Source organism: Mesorhizobium sp. LSHC420B00 (genome assembly GCF_000503055.1).
Classification (GTDB): Bacteria; Pseudomonadota; Alphaproteobacteria; order Rhizobiales; family Rhizobiaceae; genus Mesorhizobium.
In genome coordinates, this window is the sequence record NZ_AYVY01000023.1 from 65,094 (window position 1) to 80,438 (window position 15,345).

13 protein-coding genes are annotated in these 15,345 nt (G+C 66.2%); 7 read left to right on the forward strand and 6 right to left on the reverse strand.

Translation table 11 applies throughout. The features are described from left to right. Window positions 1-64 precede the first annotated feature (64 nt). From X760_RS65510 to X760_RS65535, 6 genes are all read left to right on the forward strand, one after another. Window positions 65-2,491, forward strand: a complete 2,427-nt coding sequence (locus X760_RS65510) for a glucan 1,4-alpha-glucosidase (protein ID WP_023721365.1) — start codon at window positions 65-67, stop codon at window positions 2,489-2,491. 14 nt (window positions 2,492-2,505) lie between these two features. Beyond that, the gene (gene gnd / locus X760_RS65515) at window positions 2,506-3,522 is read left to right on the forward strand and encodes a phosphogluconate dehydrogenase (NAD(+)-dependent, decarboxylating) (protein WP_023721366.1); all 1,017 of its coding nucleotides are present in this window, start codon (window positions 2,506-2,508) and stop codon (window positions 3,520-3,522) included. A 22-nt stretch (window positions 3,523-3,544) separates the two neighbouring features. Continuing rightward, entirely contained in the window at window positions 3,545-4,921 is a 1,377-nt protein-coding gene (zwf, locus tag X760_RS65520; protein ID WP_023721367.1) for a glucose-6-phosphate dehydrogenase, read from the forward strand. A 19-nt stretch (window positions 4,922-4,940) separates the two neighbouring features. After that, a complete protein-coding gene (locus X760_RS65525; protein WP_023721368.1) occupies window positions 4,941-5,645 on the forward strand; it encodes an ROK family protein in 705 nt (234 codons plus the stop codon). A 164-nt stretch (window positions 5,646-5,809) separates the two neighbouring features. After that, window positions 5,810-6,274, forward strand: a complete 465-nt coding sequence (locus X760_RS65530) for a MucR family transcriptional regulator (protein WP_023721369.1) — start codon at window positions 5,810-5,812, stop codon at window positions 6,272-6,274. A 182-nt stretch (window positions 6,275-6,456) separates the two neighbouring features. Then, window positions 6,457-7,698, forward strand: a complete 1,242-nt coding sequence (locus X760_RS65535) for an MFS transporter (RefSeq protein WP_023721370.1) — start codon at window positions 6,457-6,459, stop codon at window positions 7,696-7,698. Window positions 7,699-7,780: 82 nt separating this feature from the next. Here X760_RS65535 and X760_RS65540 read toward each other — a convergent pair whose 3' ends face one another. The 6 genes from X760_RS65540 to hemC form a co-directional block, all read right to left on the reverse strand. Next, entirely contained in the window at window positions 7,781-8,497 is a 717-nt protein-coding gene (locus tag X760_RS65540) for a glutamine amidotransferase (RefSeq protein ID WP_023721371.1), read from the reverse strand. A gap of 18 nt (window positions 8,498-8,515) precedes the next feature. After that, on the reverse strand, window positions 8,516-8,995 hold the full coding sequence (locus X760_RS65545) for a TerB family tellurite resistance protein (RefSeq protein ID WP_023721372.1): 480 nt from the start codon (window positions 8,993-8,995) through the stop codon (window positions 8,516-8,518). Between the two features lie 39 nt (window positions 8,996-9,034). Then, on the reverse strand, window positions 9,035-10,651 hold the full coding sequence (locus tag X760_RS65550) for a heme biosynthesis protein HemY (RefSeq protein ID WP_023721373.1): 1,617 nt from the start codon (window positions 10,649-10,651) through the stop codon (window positions 9,035-9,037). Window positions 10,652-10,659: 8 nt separating this feature from the next. Further along, entirely contained in the window at window positions 10,660-12,165 is a 1,506-nt protein-coding gene (locus tag X760_RS65555) for a COG4223 family protein (protein WP_023721374.1), read from the reverse strand. A gap of 337 nt (window positions 12,166-12,502) precedes the next feature. Beyond that, window positions 12,503-13,219, reverse strand: a complete 717-nt coding sequence (locus X760_RS65560; protein WP_023721375.1) for a uroporphyrinogen-III synthase — start codon at window positions 13,217-13,219, stop codon at window positions 12,503-12,505. Window position 13,220: 1 nt separating this feature from the next. Then, the gene (hemC, locus tag X760_RS65565) at window positions 13,221-14,147 is read right to left on the reverse strand and encodes a hydroxymethylbilane synthase (protein ID WP_023721376.1); all 927 of its coding nucleotides are present in this window, start codon (window positions 14,145-14,147) and stop codon (window positions 13,221-13,223) included. A gap of 106 nt (window positions 14,148-14,253) precedes the next feature. Here hemC and tsaD point away from each other — a divergent pair, with 106 nt between their 5' ends. Next, window positions 14,254-15,339, forward strand: a complete 1,086-nt coding sequence (tsaD, locus tag X760_RS65570) for a tRNA (adenosine(37)-N6)-threonylcarbamoyltransferase complex transferase subunit TsaD (RefSeq protein ID WP_031194644.1) — start codon at window positions 14,254-14,256, stop codon at window positions 15,337-15,339. Window positions 15,340-15,345: the final 6 nt, after the last annotated feature.

Sequence of the window (15,345 nt, forward strand, 5' to 3'; positions counted from 1 at the left end):
TTGCGGTGCAATCATTGAAACCGGTTCGACTCCTGGTCTAGGGATGGCGATGGAGACCGATTAAATGGCAGTGAACCTTGCCCCGGGTGCACCCGGCATTCCGGCGCGCTGGACGTCGAGCGCCAAGAGCGGCGTCGGCACCGCGCTGTCGCCGGCCTGCCCGATCTGGTTCACCATCAGCCACGGTATCCTCAACGAGATCTACTATTCCCGCCTCGACAGCGCATGCACCCGCGATCTGGGGCTGATCGTCACCGGACCCGACGGCTATTTCTCCGAAGAGAAGCGCGACGCCGAACATCGCATCGAACCCCTCGAGGACGGGGTGCCTGCCTATCGGCTGGTCAACACCGCAGCCGATGGAAGCTACCGGATCGAGAAGCGCGTCCTCACCGATCCGGAACGTCCCGTCTTGCTGCAGGAGATCATGTTCACGTCGCTCAAGGGTGCCGCCAGCGACTACCGCGTCTACGCGCTGCTGGCGCCGCACCTCGTCAATGCCGGCATGGGCAACACTGCCTGGATCGACGACCATGAAGGACAGCCTGTTCTGTTTGCATCGGGACGCGGCGTCTGCCTGGCGCTCGCCTCGTCGCGGCCGTGGAAGGCGTGCGCGGCCGGCTATGTCGGCGTCTCCGACGGCTGGCAGCAGCTTCGTCAAAGCGGCCGGCTCGATCCGGCCTGCCGCAGGGCCGAGGACGGCAATGTCGCGCTGACCGGTGAGATCGCCTTTTCGGCTGCGAACCCAAAAATGTTGCTGGCGCTGGGCTTCGGCACGACGCCGCAACAGGCGGCGGAAACTGCTTTCGCCAGCCTGAACCAAGGTTTTGGGCCCGCAGCCGGATCCTACGTCGACAAATGGCGCCAATGGCAGGCCGGATTGCTGCCGCTGGACCGGCATGCGGTGTCCGCCCTCAATCCCTACCGCCTCAGCACGGCGGTGCTGGCGACACACCGCTCGTCGACCGGAGCAGCCGTGGCCAGCCTGTCGATCCCGTGGGGCTTCAACAAGGGCGACGACGATCTCGGCGGCTATCACCTGGTCTGGCCGCGCGATCTGGTCGAAACCGCCGGCGGATTCCTCGCCGCCGGCGACCCGGCGGAAGCCTTGCGCATCCTTGGCTATCTGCGCTCGATCCAGCAGCCGGACGGCCATTGGCCGCAGAACGCCTGGCTCGACGGGTCGGTCTATTGGCCGGGCATCCAGATGGACGAGTGCGCCTTTCCGCTGCTGCTCGCCGACGCGCTGCGCCGCGCCGGGCATTTGCCGCCTGCGGTACTCTCCTCCTTCATGCCGATGATCGAGCGCGCTGCCGCCTATGTCGTACGCAACGGCCCCGTCACCGGCGAGGACCGCTGGGAGGAAGACGCCGGCTACAGCCCGTTCACGCTTGCCGTCGAGATCGCCGCGCTGCTTGGGGCTGCGGACATGTTCGATGCCGCCGGCAAAACAGAGCCGGCAAACTATCTGCGCGAAACCGCCGATATCTGGAACGATCAGATCGAGCGCTGGACCTACGTCGCCGGCACCGCCGCATGCGACGAAGCCGGCGTCGAAGGCTACTATGTCCGCATCGCCCCGCCCGACACCGCCGGCGCCGCATCGCCGAAGGACGGCTTTGTGCCGATCAAGAACCGCCCGCCCGGTGATGCGGACCGCCCAGCCGAAGCGATCGTCAGCCCGGATGCGCTGGCGCTGGTCCGCTTCGGCCTGAGGGCAGCCGACGATCCGCGCATCCTCGACACGGTCAAGGTCATCGACGCGCAATTACGCTGCGAACTGCCGCAGGGGCCGCTCTGGTACCGCTACAATGGCGACGGCTATGGCGAGCATGCCGACGGCGCACCCTTCGATGGAACCGGCCAGGGCCGGCCCTGGCCGCTGCTGGTCGGCGAGCGCGCCCATTACGAGCTGGCGGCAGGGCGCAGGGACAGTGCGGCACGCCTGCTCGCCACGTTTGAGGGCTCCGCCGGGCCGGGCGGCCTGCTGCCGGAGCAGGTCTGGGACGGTCCCGACATGCCGGAGCGCGAATTGCGGCATGGCGGCCCCTCCGGCAGCGCCAAGCCGCTGGTCTGGGCGCATTCCGAGCACATCAAGCTGCTGCGTTCGCTGCGCGACGGCGCCGTGTTCGACATGCCGCCGCAAGGCGTCAAGCGCTATATCGAGGGCAGGACGGTGTCGTGCCTCAGGGCATGGCGCTTCAACCACATGATCCGTACCGTCCCGGCAGGCAAGGCGCTGCGCATCGAACTTCTGGCCCGGGCGGTGGTTCATTGGAGCAGCGACAATTGGGCAACCGTCCATGACACCGAGACCGCCGCGAACCTTTTCGGTATCCATCTCGCAGAGTTGCCGGTTGCCGACGCCGCTCCGGGCAATAGCATTGTCTTCACATTCTTCTGGTCCGATGCCGGCCGTTGGGAGAATGCTGACTTTTCTGTCGGCATCGGCGATACCGCACAGCCACTAGATCATCGATCCCTCAAGTAAGGCAGGACGAGACCATGCAGATAGGAATGATGGGACTGGGCCGGATGGGCGCCAACATGGTTCGGCGCCTGTTGCGCGATGGCCACGAATGCGTCGTCTACGACATTAACCCGGCGAGCGTCGCGGCGCTTGTGACCGCCGGCGCGGTCGGAGCCGCCTCGATGGAGGAGTTCGTCGGCAAGCTGACCAAGCCGCGCAGCGCCTGGCTGATGCTGCCGGCGGCGATCACCGGCCGGATCGTCGACCAGGTGGCCGCCCTGATGGAGCCGGGCGACATCATCATCGACGGCGGCAATTCCTATTATCATGAGGCCGTCGACCACGCCGCGCGCCTGGCCTTGAAAGGCTTGAGCTATGTCGATGTCGGCACCAGCGGCGGCGTCTGGGGCCTCGAGCGCGGCTACTGCCTGATGATCGGCGGCCCCGACAGCGCGGTGCAGCATCTCGATCCGATTTTCGCAACGCTGGCGCCGGGCGCCGACGCCGCTTCGCCCGCCCCTGCCAAGGACGCCGGAACCGCTCCCTTCGGCTATCTCCACTGCGGACCGAGCGGCGCCGGCCATTTCGTCAAGATGGTCCATAACGGCATCGAATACGGCGTCATGGCCGCCTATGCCGAGGGCATGAACATCCTGAAGTCGGCGAACGCCGGCAAGCGGCAGCGCACCGCCGACGCCGAAACCAGTCCACTCGAGAACCCGCAATATTACCAGTTCGACATCGACATCGCTGAGGTGGCAGAGGTCTGGCGGCACGGCAGCGTCATCGGCTCGTGGCTGCTCGACCTGACGGCCGGCGTGCTGAAGGCCGATTCGTCGCTGACACAGTTCGGCGGGCGGGTCTCGGATTCCGGCGAAGGCCGCTGGACGCTGAAGGCGGCGATCGACACCGGCGTGCCGGCGCCGGTGCTGTCGTCGGCGCTGTTCGACAGGTTCTCCTCGCAAGGCGAGTCCGAATTCGCCGACAAGCTTCTGTCCGCCATGCGCTATGCCTTTGGCGGCCATGTCGAAAAACCCAAGGCCGGCTCGTGACGGGCGACAGGGAGGCACGCCCATGAGCCAGGAACGATCGGACACGCTGGTGCTTTTCGGCGCCACCGGCGATCTCGCCCACAAGAAGATCTTCCCCGCCCTCTACGCCATGGTGGCCAAGGGAACGCTGAACGAGCCGGTGATCGGCGTCGCCTTCGATCCTTGGGATATCGCCAAGCTGCAGGCACGCGCCCGCGACGGCATCGTCAACGCCATCGGCAGCATCGACGAGAAGATCTTCGCAAGGCTCGCGTCGCTGCTGCGCTATGTCAGCGGCGACTACCGGGCGCCTGCGACCTTCGATAAACTGAAGACCGCGCTCGGCAGCGCACAGCGGCCGCTGCACTATCTGGCGGTGCCGCCCGCCATGTTCGAGGTCGTCGTCCAGGGACTGGAGCAGTCGGGCGCCGCCCAGGGCGCACGCCTGATGGTGGAAAAGCCGTTCGGCCATGATCTGCAATCGGCGCGCTGGCTGAACCGGGTACTGCATCTGGTCTTCGACGAAAAGTCGATCTTCCGCATCGACCATTATCTCGGCAAGGAGGCGATCCAGAACCTGCTCTATTTCCGCTTCGCCAATTCCTTCCTCGAGCCGATCTGGAACCGCAACTTCGTCGAGAGCGTGCAGATCACCATGGCCGAGGATTTCGGTGTCGAGGGCCGCGGCCGCTTCTATGACGAGGTCGGCTGCATCCGCGACGTCATCGAAAACCATCTGCTCAACATCCTCTTGCTGCTCGCCATGGAGCCGCCGGTCGGCCGCTCGGCCGACGATCTGATCGACGAGAAGGTGCAGGTGCTGCGGGCGATCCGGACGCTGACCAGGGACGATGTCGTGCGCGGCCAGTTCGACGGCTATCTCAACGAGCCGGGCGTGGCGCCGAACTCGCCGGTCGAGACCTTCGCGGCGGTGCGCTTTTTCGTCGATACCTGGCGCTGGCAAGATGTGCCGTTCTTCATCCGCGCCGGCAAATCCCTGCCGGTGCACGCCACCGAGGTCATCGTGCGGCTGAAACGGCCGCCGCTGGACGTCTTCGATCCAATCAAGCCCGGCGACTGCAATCACGTGCGCTTCCGCATCGATCCGCAGGTGGCGATCTCGATCGGAGCCCGGCGCAAGGCGCCCGGCGACGACATGGTCGGCGAGCAGGTCGAGCTCACCGCGCTCGACGATTCGAAGGGCGACATGCCGCCTTACGAGCGGTTGATCGGCGACGCTATGAACGGCAACGGCCAGCTGTTCACCCGCCAGGACGCCAGCGAGCTCGCCTGGCGCATCGTCGGCCCGGTGCTCGGCGACACCACGCCGCCCGCGATCTACGCGCCAAAGACCTGGGGGCCGACCGAAGCGATGACTGGATTCGGCCCGCCGAACGGCTGGATCAATCCATCGAAATGATTTCTGGGAGGCGAAAGCGATGGCCAAAGCGGTGAAGCGACCGGCACCCGACGCCGAAAAGATCGTGCTTGCGATCGATATCGGCGGCTCGCACGTCAAGATCCGCACCAGCGCCGGCGGCGACGAGCGCAAGACCGCTTCCGGACCGGAGCTGACGCCGCAGCAGATGGTCGCGGCGGTGAAGACGCTGGCCGAAGGGCTGCAATACGATGTCGTCTCGATGGGCTATCCGGGTCCGGTGCACCACAACCGGCCGCTCACCGAACCCGCCAATCTCGGCAAGGGCTGGGTCGGCTGCGATTTCGCCGCTGAGTTCGGCAAACCGGTGAAGGTCGTCAACGATGCGCTGATGCAGGCCGTCGGCAGCTATGAAGGCGGCCGCATGCTGTTCCTCGGCCTCGGAACCGGCCTCGGGGCCGCGATGATCGTCGACAACGTCGCCCAACCGATGGAGCTTGCCCATCTTCCCTACAAGAAGCGCGGCAGTTTCGAAGACTATGTCGGCGAACGCGGCCTGCAAAAGCGCGGCAAGAAGAAATGGCGCAAACACGTCTTTGACGTGGTCGACCGGCTTCGCGCCGCCATGCAGCCGGATTACGTGGTCATCGGCGGCGGCAATGTCGAGGAACTCGCCGACTTGCCCGCCGATTGCAGACGCGGCGACAATACACGCGCCTTCGAGGGCGGATTTCGACTGTGGCGCGACAAATCCCTGATTATCTGATATTGCTGATTGTCTGATATTATCGAGCACCGGCTCAGGGTTGTTAATCCCGCGCTGCCGTTAGTATTATTATTCAAAATAATGTGTGACGTGGTGCGGCGTCATTGCATTGCGCAGATTTGCCGACTAGGAATTTCTGCGACCCCCACGGACGGAGAAATAGATTGACCGACGACAACAACAACGCTCGCAAAGACATCGACCTGCTTGAGCTGACCGCCCATATCGTGTCCGCATATGTCGAGAAGAACCGCTTGCCGGCTTCCGGCCTCGGCGATCTCATCGCCAGCGTCAGCGCTTCCATAGGCGGGCTCGGGCAACCGGCAGTGCCGGTCGCCGCGCCGCTGACGCCTGCCGTCAATCCCAAGAAATCGGTGACGCCGGACTACATCATCTGTCTCGAGGACGGCAAGAAGTTCAAATCCTTGAAGCGCCATATCGGCGTCCATTTCGGGCTGACGCCCGACGCCTATCGCGCCAAATGGGGCCTGCCGTCCGACTACCCGATGGTCGCCCCCAACTACGCGGCCTCGCGTTCGCAGCTGGCCAAGGCAATCGGTCTCGGCCGCAAGGCCGCCCCGCCCGCGCCCGTCAAGGGCAGGGGCAGGAAGGCCAAGGCGACGGCCTAAAGCGTTCGGAGCAGGTCCGGTCGCTCCGCCAGCGGCAACGCCCGGCGGAGCGGAAATTGTTGATCCAGGCCAGATTTTTGCGCGCGCCCTGCGCTGAACTGCGCTAAAGGCTCTCTTGGCCGGACCAGCGCCCATCGTGGAAGTGCCCCGCCGGCCGACATCGCCGCCACGGGGCCTGATCCATGACCACAGAATCCCAAGTACCGCCTGACCAGCGTTATGCCGCCTTTCGCCATCGGCCGTTCCTGAGCTACTGGGCGGCGCGCTTCCTCTCGACATTCTCCACCCAGATCGTGTCGGTCGCCGTCGGCTGGCAGATCTACGATCTGACCCGCGACCCATTCGACCTTGGGCTTGTCGGCATCGTCCAGTTCCTGCCTTCGCTGCTGCTGGTGCTGGTCACTGGCGACGTTGCCGACCGTTTTGGACGCCGCCTGATCATGGCGCTGGCGGTGCTGGTCGAGGCGGGCTGCGCTTTGGCGCTTCTGTTGCTGACGCTGCGCGGCCTCTCCGGGCCGATGCCGGTCTTCATCGTGCTCGCCATGTTCGGCATCGCGCGCGCCTTCTTCGGGCCGGCCTCGTCATCATTGTTCGCCAATCTGGTGCCGCCCGAGGATTTCGCCAACGCCATCGCCTGGAACTCGTCCGCCTGGCAGACGGCAACCATCGTCGGGCCGGTCGCCGGCGGTCTGCTCTACGGGCTTTCGGCCGAAGCCGCCTACACCACCGCGGCCGCGCTGATGCTCATCGCCGCCGTGCTGATCTTCACCATCCCGAAGCCCGCCCAGCGCAGCCGGACCGACAGACCGACGGTACGGACCCTGTTCGCCGGCTTCGGCTATATCTGGAGCGAAAAGATCGTGCTAGGCGCGATTTCGCTCGATCTGTTTGCGGTGCTCCTGTCCGGCGCCTCGGCGCTGCTGCCGGTCTATGCGCGCGATATCCTCGAACTCGGCCCATGGGGGCTCGGCCTGTTGCGCTCGGCGCCCGGCGTCGGCGCCATCTGCGTCGCCATCTGGCTGGCCGGACACCCGATCCGCAACCATGCCGGCCTTGTCATGCTCGGCTTCGTTGCGCTCTTCGGCGCGTTCACCGTCTTGTTCGGCCTCTCGACCATCACCTGGGTGTCGATCGCAGCCCTTGCCCTGCTCGGCGCCACCGACATGTTCAGCGTCTATATCCGCGAGACGCTGATCCAGCTGTGGACGCCGGACGACGTTCGCGGCCGCGTCAACGCCGTCAACCAGGTGTTTGTCGGCGCCTCCAATGAGCTCGGCGAATTCCGCGCCGGCACCATGGCCGCGCTGATCGGCACGGTTCCGGCCGTGGTGGTCGGCGGCGTCGGCGCGATCGCTGTCGCCGGTCTATGGGCGGTGCTGTTCCCACAGCTGCGCAAGGTGCGTCATCTCAGGGGGCGAAACTAAAGCGCGACGCGCTTTAGTTCGTTTGTTTGTGCATGTCGTTTTCCCAAAACCGCTGCACACTTTTGGGCGACATGCACCGACTTCACCGCAGCGCCGGCTTGCCAAAAATCATGGGCAGGAACTCGCCGAGCCAGCGCTCGAGGTGCATGTCCCAGATCAGCCGGCCACCGAGATGGTCGCGGCCGGGCTGCGCGCCGGGCAATTCGAAGCGATGGGCGCCGCGCACCACCCAGCGCTGCATCATCGCCCGGGTCAATTCGCCATGGAACTGGATGCCCCAGGCATTGTCGCCATAGCGGAAGGCCTGGTTGGGGTAGGTTTCGGCCGTCGCCAAAAGCGTCGCGTCCTTCGGCAGCGAAAAGCCCTCACGATGGAACTGATAGACCATCTCCGGCCAATGCATCAGCCTGCTGCCTGCTTCAGTCGCCTTTAGCGGATACCAGCCGATTTCGACGAGGCCCTCGCCATGGCCCTCGACCCTGCCGCCGAGATGCTTGACCAGCATTTGCGCGCCGAGGCAGATGCCAAGCAGCGGCCGGTTCTCGTTGAGTGGAATTTTGAGCCAGTCGGTCTCACGGCGGACGAACTCGTCGCCGTCATTGGCGCTCATCGGCCCGCCGAACACCACCGCGCCGGCATGGCCATCAAGCGTCTGCGGCAAGGCCTCGCCGAGCGGCGGGCGGCGGATGTCGAGATCGAAGCCTTCCTCGATAAGCATATGGCCGACCCGTCCCGAGCTCGAATGCTCCTGATGCAGCACGATCAGGATCTTTGGTCTCGGGCTTGGCTTGGGCGGCATTGAAAGGCGGGATCCTGTCTATTCGTCGCTTGACGTTCCGGCAGCACCAGGAGCCGCGGCCGCCGCCTTGAGGCGCGCCTCGACGCGGTCGCGGCGTTCGACGCCGATCAGCTCGGCGACCCGCCAGACGGTATTGTCCTCGAGTTCGTGCAGCTCGCCATCGGCATAGACGATCTCCCACATCAGGCCGATAAAGGCCTTTCGCGCCTCGGCGTCGAGATGGCGCTTGAGCACGCTGGTAAAGGCGTAAAGGTCGATCGCCTCATTGTCGGCCCGCTCGCCGGCAGCCGCCAACGCATCGAGTTCGTCGCCGCTGATAAAATAGCTTTCCGCCAGCACCTTCTTGAACCGTTCCCATTCGGTATCCTGGCGCACGCCGTCGGCGTTCATCACGTGGAAAAGCAAGGCGGATGCGGCAACGCGCGGATCGTCGGCGCTGGCGCTGGCGCCACTACCGGACGGCAGGTCCCTTAGAAACGACAGAACGCGTTCGAACATCAAATCATTCCCAATAAGACCGGGTCCACTCGACCCGGATCAGAACAAACGAAACCGGCGCGTCGATTTACCCGCCTCGTCGTCGGGGTCGACGCCGGGGTCGTCGGGCAGCCGCGTCAACTCCTGCGCCGGCTCGACGGCTTCGGCATCGTCCGGCACCGCGGCAAACGCCGCCGCGGCGACCGGTGTCACATGATCCTCGCCGGCACGGTTTTCGGTCTTTGCTTCGGTCGCGGTGCCCGGTGTCTCGGCAGCAACCGCTGTGTGCTCGATCGCCTCGGCTGTTTCCTGTACCGGCTTGGCTGAAGCCGCAATTGCCGGCACCGATGCCTCCTGCGTATCCTCATCGCTGTCGATCAACTGGCCGAGCCGCTCCATCGGCGCTCGCCATTCGAATGCATCGAGCCTGCCGGTGATCGGCGATACCGGAGCCCAGCGGTCGGAGACGACGCCGTCGGCGACCCAGGCCGGGTCGCGCGGCGCTCTCACCGCCTTCGACAGCAACTGCCGCACCTTGCCCTGGTCGCCGGTCTCGGCCTCCTCGATATCGGCCAGCAGCAGATAGGCGCCTTCGCGGCGATCGATGCGGATGGCGGCTTCGGCCTCGCGGCGGGCGGTTGAAAAGTCCTGCGCATCGAGCGCGGCGCGCGCCACGGCAAGCGAGGCCTCGGCATGGTTCTTCTTCAGGTCCTGCAGCTTCTTTGCCCGGTTCAGCCGGTCGAGCACGGCATCGCCGGGCCTGGCATGGGTGTAGAGCTCGGCGATCTCCGGGTGCGGCTCGGCCTTCCACGCCGCCTCGAGGATTTTCGAGCCCTTGCGCACGTCGTTCAGCCGAAACAGCAATTTCGCCGCGGCGACCGCCGCCGGCGCGAAATCCGGCCGCAGCCGGTTGGCTTCGAGAGCCGCCGTCCGGGCGGCATTGGCATCGCTGTCGATCAGCGCCTGCGCCTTGGCGGTCAGCAGCACAGCGCGGCGCCGGTTAGCGGCGTCGCGCTCGATCTGCCGCGTCGACTTCTGGGCGTCGACAAGTTTCAGCGCACCATCCCAGTCGCCACGCCCGGTCAGGTCTTCCAGCGTCGATTCGGCCGCCCAGGCCAGCTGCGGCGCCACCGCCGCCGCACGGCCGGCATAGTGGCGGGCTGCGTTGCGGTCGCCGAGCCGCTCGGCTTCGAGATACAGTCCGCGCAGGCCGAGCAGCCGCATTTCGGGATCGTCGAGCATGGTCTCGAACTTTTCGCGGGCGCCCTCATGGTCGCCTTCGAGCAGCGAGGCCTGCGCGTCGAGCAGCTGGATCAGCGGCTCCTGGTCGGAGCGGATCAGCTTTGCCGCTTCCTTGGTCTTCTTGCGGGCGAGCGCGCCGTCACCGGCGCCGGCGGCGATCATGCCGGTCGACAGCGCCTGATAGCCGCGGTCGCGGCGCCGCACGCGGAAATAGCGCGAGATCGTATAGGGGCTGGTCCACAGCGCCTTGACCAGCCACCAGACGATCATCACCGCGGCAACCACGGCAACGATCGCCACCGCCGCGACCATCAGGCTGACCTGGTATTGATAGCCGTTGAAGGTGACGAGCATTTCACCCGGCCGGTCGGCCAGCCAGGCGAACCCGAGCCCGAGCGCAAAGACGACGGCAAGGAAGGCGAGGATGCGGATCATCGGGTTCCTCACGCCTTCATCGCGCCAGCGATGAGCGAATCGATCTGCGTCTCGACCTCCATCCGCGCTTTCAGTTTGCCGGCAAAGTCGGCGCCGGCGGCCTTGGCCGCTTCAGGCAGCGTTTCGTATTCGCTGAGCGCCTTGGCGTAGTCGCCCTGATTGACGGCGACCTCCATGCGGGCGACGGTTTCCGGGGCGCCGGCGCCCTCGACCGCACCGATCGGCCTGACCTTGACCAGCGATTCGGCGCTCGACAGCAGCTTTTGCAGGATGCCGGCATTCTGGTCGACAGGCGTCGCGGCAGCGACCATGGCGTTGGCGGTGGCGTCCGCTTCGGCGGCGATCTCGGCGCGCGTTGGGACGCCCTTTTCGGCATAGGCGCGCAGCGTCGCGATCTCGGGTGCATCGGGTGAGATCGCGGCAAAGGTTTCGAGTTCGGTCGCGAACGGCGCACCGCGGTCGAGCGCTGCCTTGAGCGCCGAGGCGGCAATGGCCAGCGCGATCTTCGGCTGCGAAGCCTGTGCATCGACCTTGCCCGAGAGCTGTGAAACCGACTGTTCCAGCGCCGCAAGCCGGCCTTCCTGCGCCTTTGCCGTCTCGCCGGCCGATTTCACCAGCGCGTCGAGCGCGGCCAGCCTTTCGTTGAGCGGCTCGAGATCGACCGGCGCCGTGCCGCCGGCCTTGCCGAGGCCCGCGACCGCCGTCTCGATCTGCCGGACCTTGTCGCCAAGTGCGGCCAGCCCGGCATTGTCGCCGGCGCCGCCTTGCTCGACCGCCGATTTGAGCGCCGTGACGTCCGCCCTGACCTGATCCAGCGCCGACGACAGCCCGTCCACCTTGGCTGATGCGTCATTGTTGGCGTCGGCCTGTCTGAGGTCCGCGACCTCGCGTTTCAGCGAAGCGATCTCACTATTGACGGGGTCGAGCGACACGCCGCCCGACCCCGGCGCCCCGAGCAGGCCGGCAAATTGCAGCCCGCCGGCGGCGGCCAGCGCGATGACGCCGCCGACAATACCGGCGGCGATGCCGTTGATGCCGCTCCGCTTCGGCTGCGCTGCCATATGGTCGTCCCTCGTCTCAGCTGTCTTCTCGCCGGAACCTGGTATCCTCGGTTCGTTGGCCCCGGTTCCGCTGGGTGCATCTTCGAAACTGTAGTCGGAAGCCGTGAAGCGACCGACCGGCGCATCCGAACCGGCCGGATAAGGGATTTCCGCTTCCCTGGCAGAATCGGCGCCTGCGTCCGTCGGCTCTTGCGTGCCGGCCCGCGCGGCTGCGTCGGCATGTTCCCATGGTTCGAGATCGGTCTGGTCGGCATGCACCGGCTCCTCAGGCGGCTCCGGCTGCGATGCGTTCGCCGCTTCCTCGGCCCGCGCCTCGTAGGTCTGCGCCGCGGCCGGCTGCTGCGAGCTGGCATCCTGTTCGTCGGCGACTCGCGAGACGGCGCCGGGCTCGAGATCGATGGTCACCGGCTCACGGCGGCTCTTGGAATGCCGCATCTTCGGCGTCTTGACCATGCTCGGGCTCCGCAAAATTCGCTTCGGGATGGTTTGAAGGGTCTAGCACATCACCAAGCGGTGAAAAGGGGCGGCGTGATGACGCCACGGCTTGGAGTTCAGTTTTGGCAAAACGCCGCAGCGGTTTTGGGACACGGCATGCGGAACCAGAAATGAAAAACCCGCCTCGGCGGCGGGTCGTTGGGGCGAATCAGCACCATAAGTGATTTTCTAGCATAGCTGCCGGCACAAAGCAAGAACAAAATAGCTGTGTCGCGGACAATCGCCCCAGCTTAGCTGCGGAATGTTTCAGGAGCCCGCAGGAGGTATGCCAACGTCCGGAACAGGCGGATGCCGGTCAGCGCCGCGCCTGCAAAAGCCCCAGCAAGGCATCTTCGCTGGGCTCAGGCGCAATCCGGATCCTTTCGCCAGCGGCATCATCCAAGGCCGCGGCAATACGTCCCGACAATGCGAAAAAGCGCGTCTCTTCAAAAAAACCGCGCACCGCCGGCCGGCTAGCCAGGGCCTGCATCGCCATGGCCGCCTTGGCCGAATAGAGCAGCACCGCCTCGACCGGCCGGGCGGACAGGCGCGCAAGCACGGCCTCGTCGGAGTAATCCAGCACAACGGTGTCGTAGGTCTCGACGGCGCGGACCTGAGCGCCCGCCGCCTGCAGCCGCTCCTCGAAGCCCGGAAAGCGCACCCGCCCGCAGAGATAGACGATGGTCTGCCCCGCGTAACCACCAGCAAGCGCATCGGCCAGCGCCTCGGCATTCCCTGGGCCTTCGCTGACCGACAGAAACCCGGCCGCGCGGGCGGCTTCCGCCGTCTTCCTGCCGACGGTGTGGCACGGCAAGCCGGCGAGCGCCGCGATGACCTCTTTCGGCGCATGGCGAACGCCGTTGGCACTGGTGGCCGCGACCGCCGCAGCCGCATCGGCGACCGCGCCGACGTCGACGGGCAGCGCCACCGTTTCGGTCAGCGGCAGCAGGATCGGCTGAAAGCCGGCATCCGCAAGCCGGCGCGCCGTGCGCAAGGCGCCCGGTTCGGGTCTCGTCACCAGGACGCGGAGCATGTCAGGTCCAGCCGTCGAAGAATGTTTCGCCGGCTTTGGCCCGAACGGTCGCGGCGGCTTCCGCGCCAATGCGCGCCGCCTCCTGCGCTGGCCCTTCCAGCCTGACTTCATGCGACTGCGTGCCATCGGGCGAGATGATCAGCCCGGCAAAGGAAACCGTTGCGCCGGATATCGTCGCATGGCCGGCGATCGGGGTGCGGCAGGAGCCGTCGAGCGCCGCCAGGAAGGCGCGCTCGCAGGCCAGCGCCTGGCCGGTCGGCACGTCGTGGATTGCCGCCAGCATCGCTTCCACGTCGCGGTCGCCGATGCGGCTCTCGATACAGATCGCGCCTTGCCCCGGCGCCGGCGGAAAGACGTCGAGCGGCATCAGGTCGGTGACGACATTTTCGAGCCCGAGCCGCTTCAGCCCGGCATAGGCGAGGATGGTGCCGTCGGCGATGCCTTCGTCGAGCTTGCGCAGCCGCGTCTGCACATTGCCGCGAAACATCACCACGTCGATGTCCGGCCGCATCCGCCGGATCAGTGCCTGGCGCCTGAGCGACGACGAGCCGACCCTGGCGCCTTGCGGCAGGCCGGCAATCGTTCGCGCCGCCTTGCCGATGAAGGCATCGCGTGCGTCCTCGCGCGGCAGGAAGGCGGCCAGTTCCAGCCCCTCGGGCAACAGCGTAGGCATGTCCTTCGACGAATGCACGGCGATGTCGATGCGCCGCGCCAGCAACGCCTCCTCGATCTCCTTGGTGAACAGGCCCTTGCCGCCAGCTTCCGACAGCGGCCGGTCCTGGATGCGATCGCCGCTGGTCGAGATGACGACCACCTCGAACGCCTCGGCCGGCATGCCATGCGCCGTCATCAGCCGCGCCTGCGTTTCATGCGCCTGCGCCAATGCCAGCGGGCTGCCGCGTGTTCCGATTTTCAAGGTTGTTTGCATGGCGCGCCGTCCGTGATAACCCCCGGCAGGATCGAGGTCCGTCTTTCCGGCTTCCTCCTATCGGGGAAAGGCAGGCCGTACAATCCTTGGAGACAGCGACGAATTGATCCGCGTTCTGGGCATCGAGACGAGTTGCGACGAGACCGCCGCCAGCGTGGTGGCGCTGGACGGTCGCAGCACGCCGCAAATCCTGTCGAACATCGTGCTCAGCCAGATCGAGGAGCATGCCGCTTTCGGCGGCGTCGTGCCGGAGATTGCCGCGCGCGCCCATGTCGAGGCGCTCGACGGCATCATCGAGGCAGCGCTGGCCGATTCCGGCGTCGACCTCGCCGACATCGATGCGATTGCCGCCACCGCCGGTCCCGGTCTTGTCGGCGGGCTGATCGTCGGCCTGATGACGGCAAAAGCAATCGCCGCGGCAGCTAAAAAACCGCTGATCGCCGTCAACCATCTCGAAGGCCACGCGCTGACGGCCAGATTAACCGACGGGCTCGACTTTCCCTACCTCTTGCTGCTGGTTTCCGGCGGCCATACCCAGATCGTCGCCGTGCGCGGCGTCGGCGACTACCAGCGCTGGGCGACGACCATCGACGACGCGCTTGGCGAAGCCTTCGACAAGACGGCCAAGATGCTCGGCCTGCCCTATCCGGGCGGACCGAATGTCGAGAAGGCGGCGGCAAATGGCGATGCGGCCCGTTTTGCGTTTCCGCGCCCGATGAAGGGCTCGGCGCAGCCCGATTTTTCCTTTTCCGGCCTCAAGACCGCAGTGCGCCAGGCGGCATCCGCGATCGCCCCGCTGAGCGACCAGGACGTCGCCGATATCTGCGCCTCGTTCCAGGCGGCGGTGGCGGATGCGCTCGGCGACCGTGTTTCGCGGGCGCTGACCAGATTCCGTCAGCAATTCCCGGACAAGGCCGAGCCTGCGCTGGTTGTCGCCGGCGGCGTCGCCGCCAACCGGACGATCAAGGCGACATTGCAAGCGCTGTGCGAACAGGCCGGGTTCAGCTTCGTCGCCCCGCCGCTTAATCTCTGCACCGACAATGCGGCGATGATCGCCTGGGCCGGCATCGAGCGGCTGCGCGCCGGCATATCAGGCGAAAACGCCGCCGATTTCGTGCCGCGCTCGCGCTGGCCGCTGGACAGCGTCTCGGCCCCGATGGTCGGCTCTGGCCGGCGCGGGGCCAAGGCGTGACGAGCA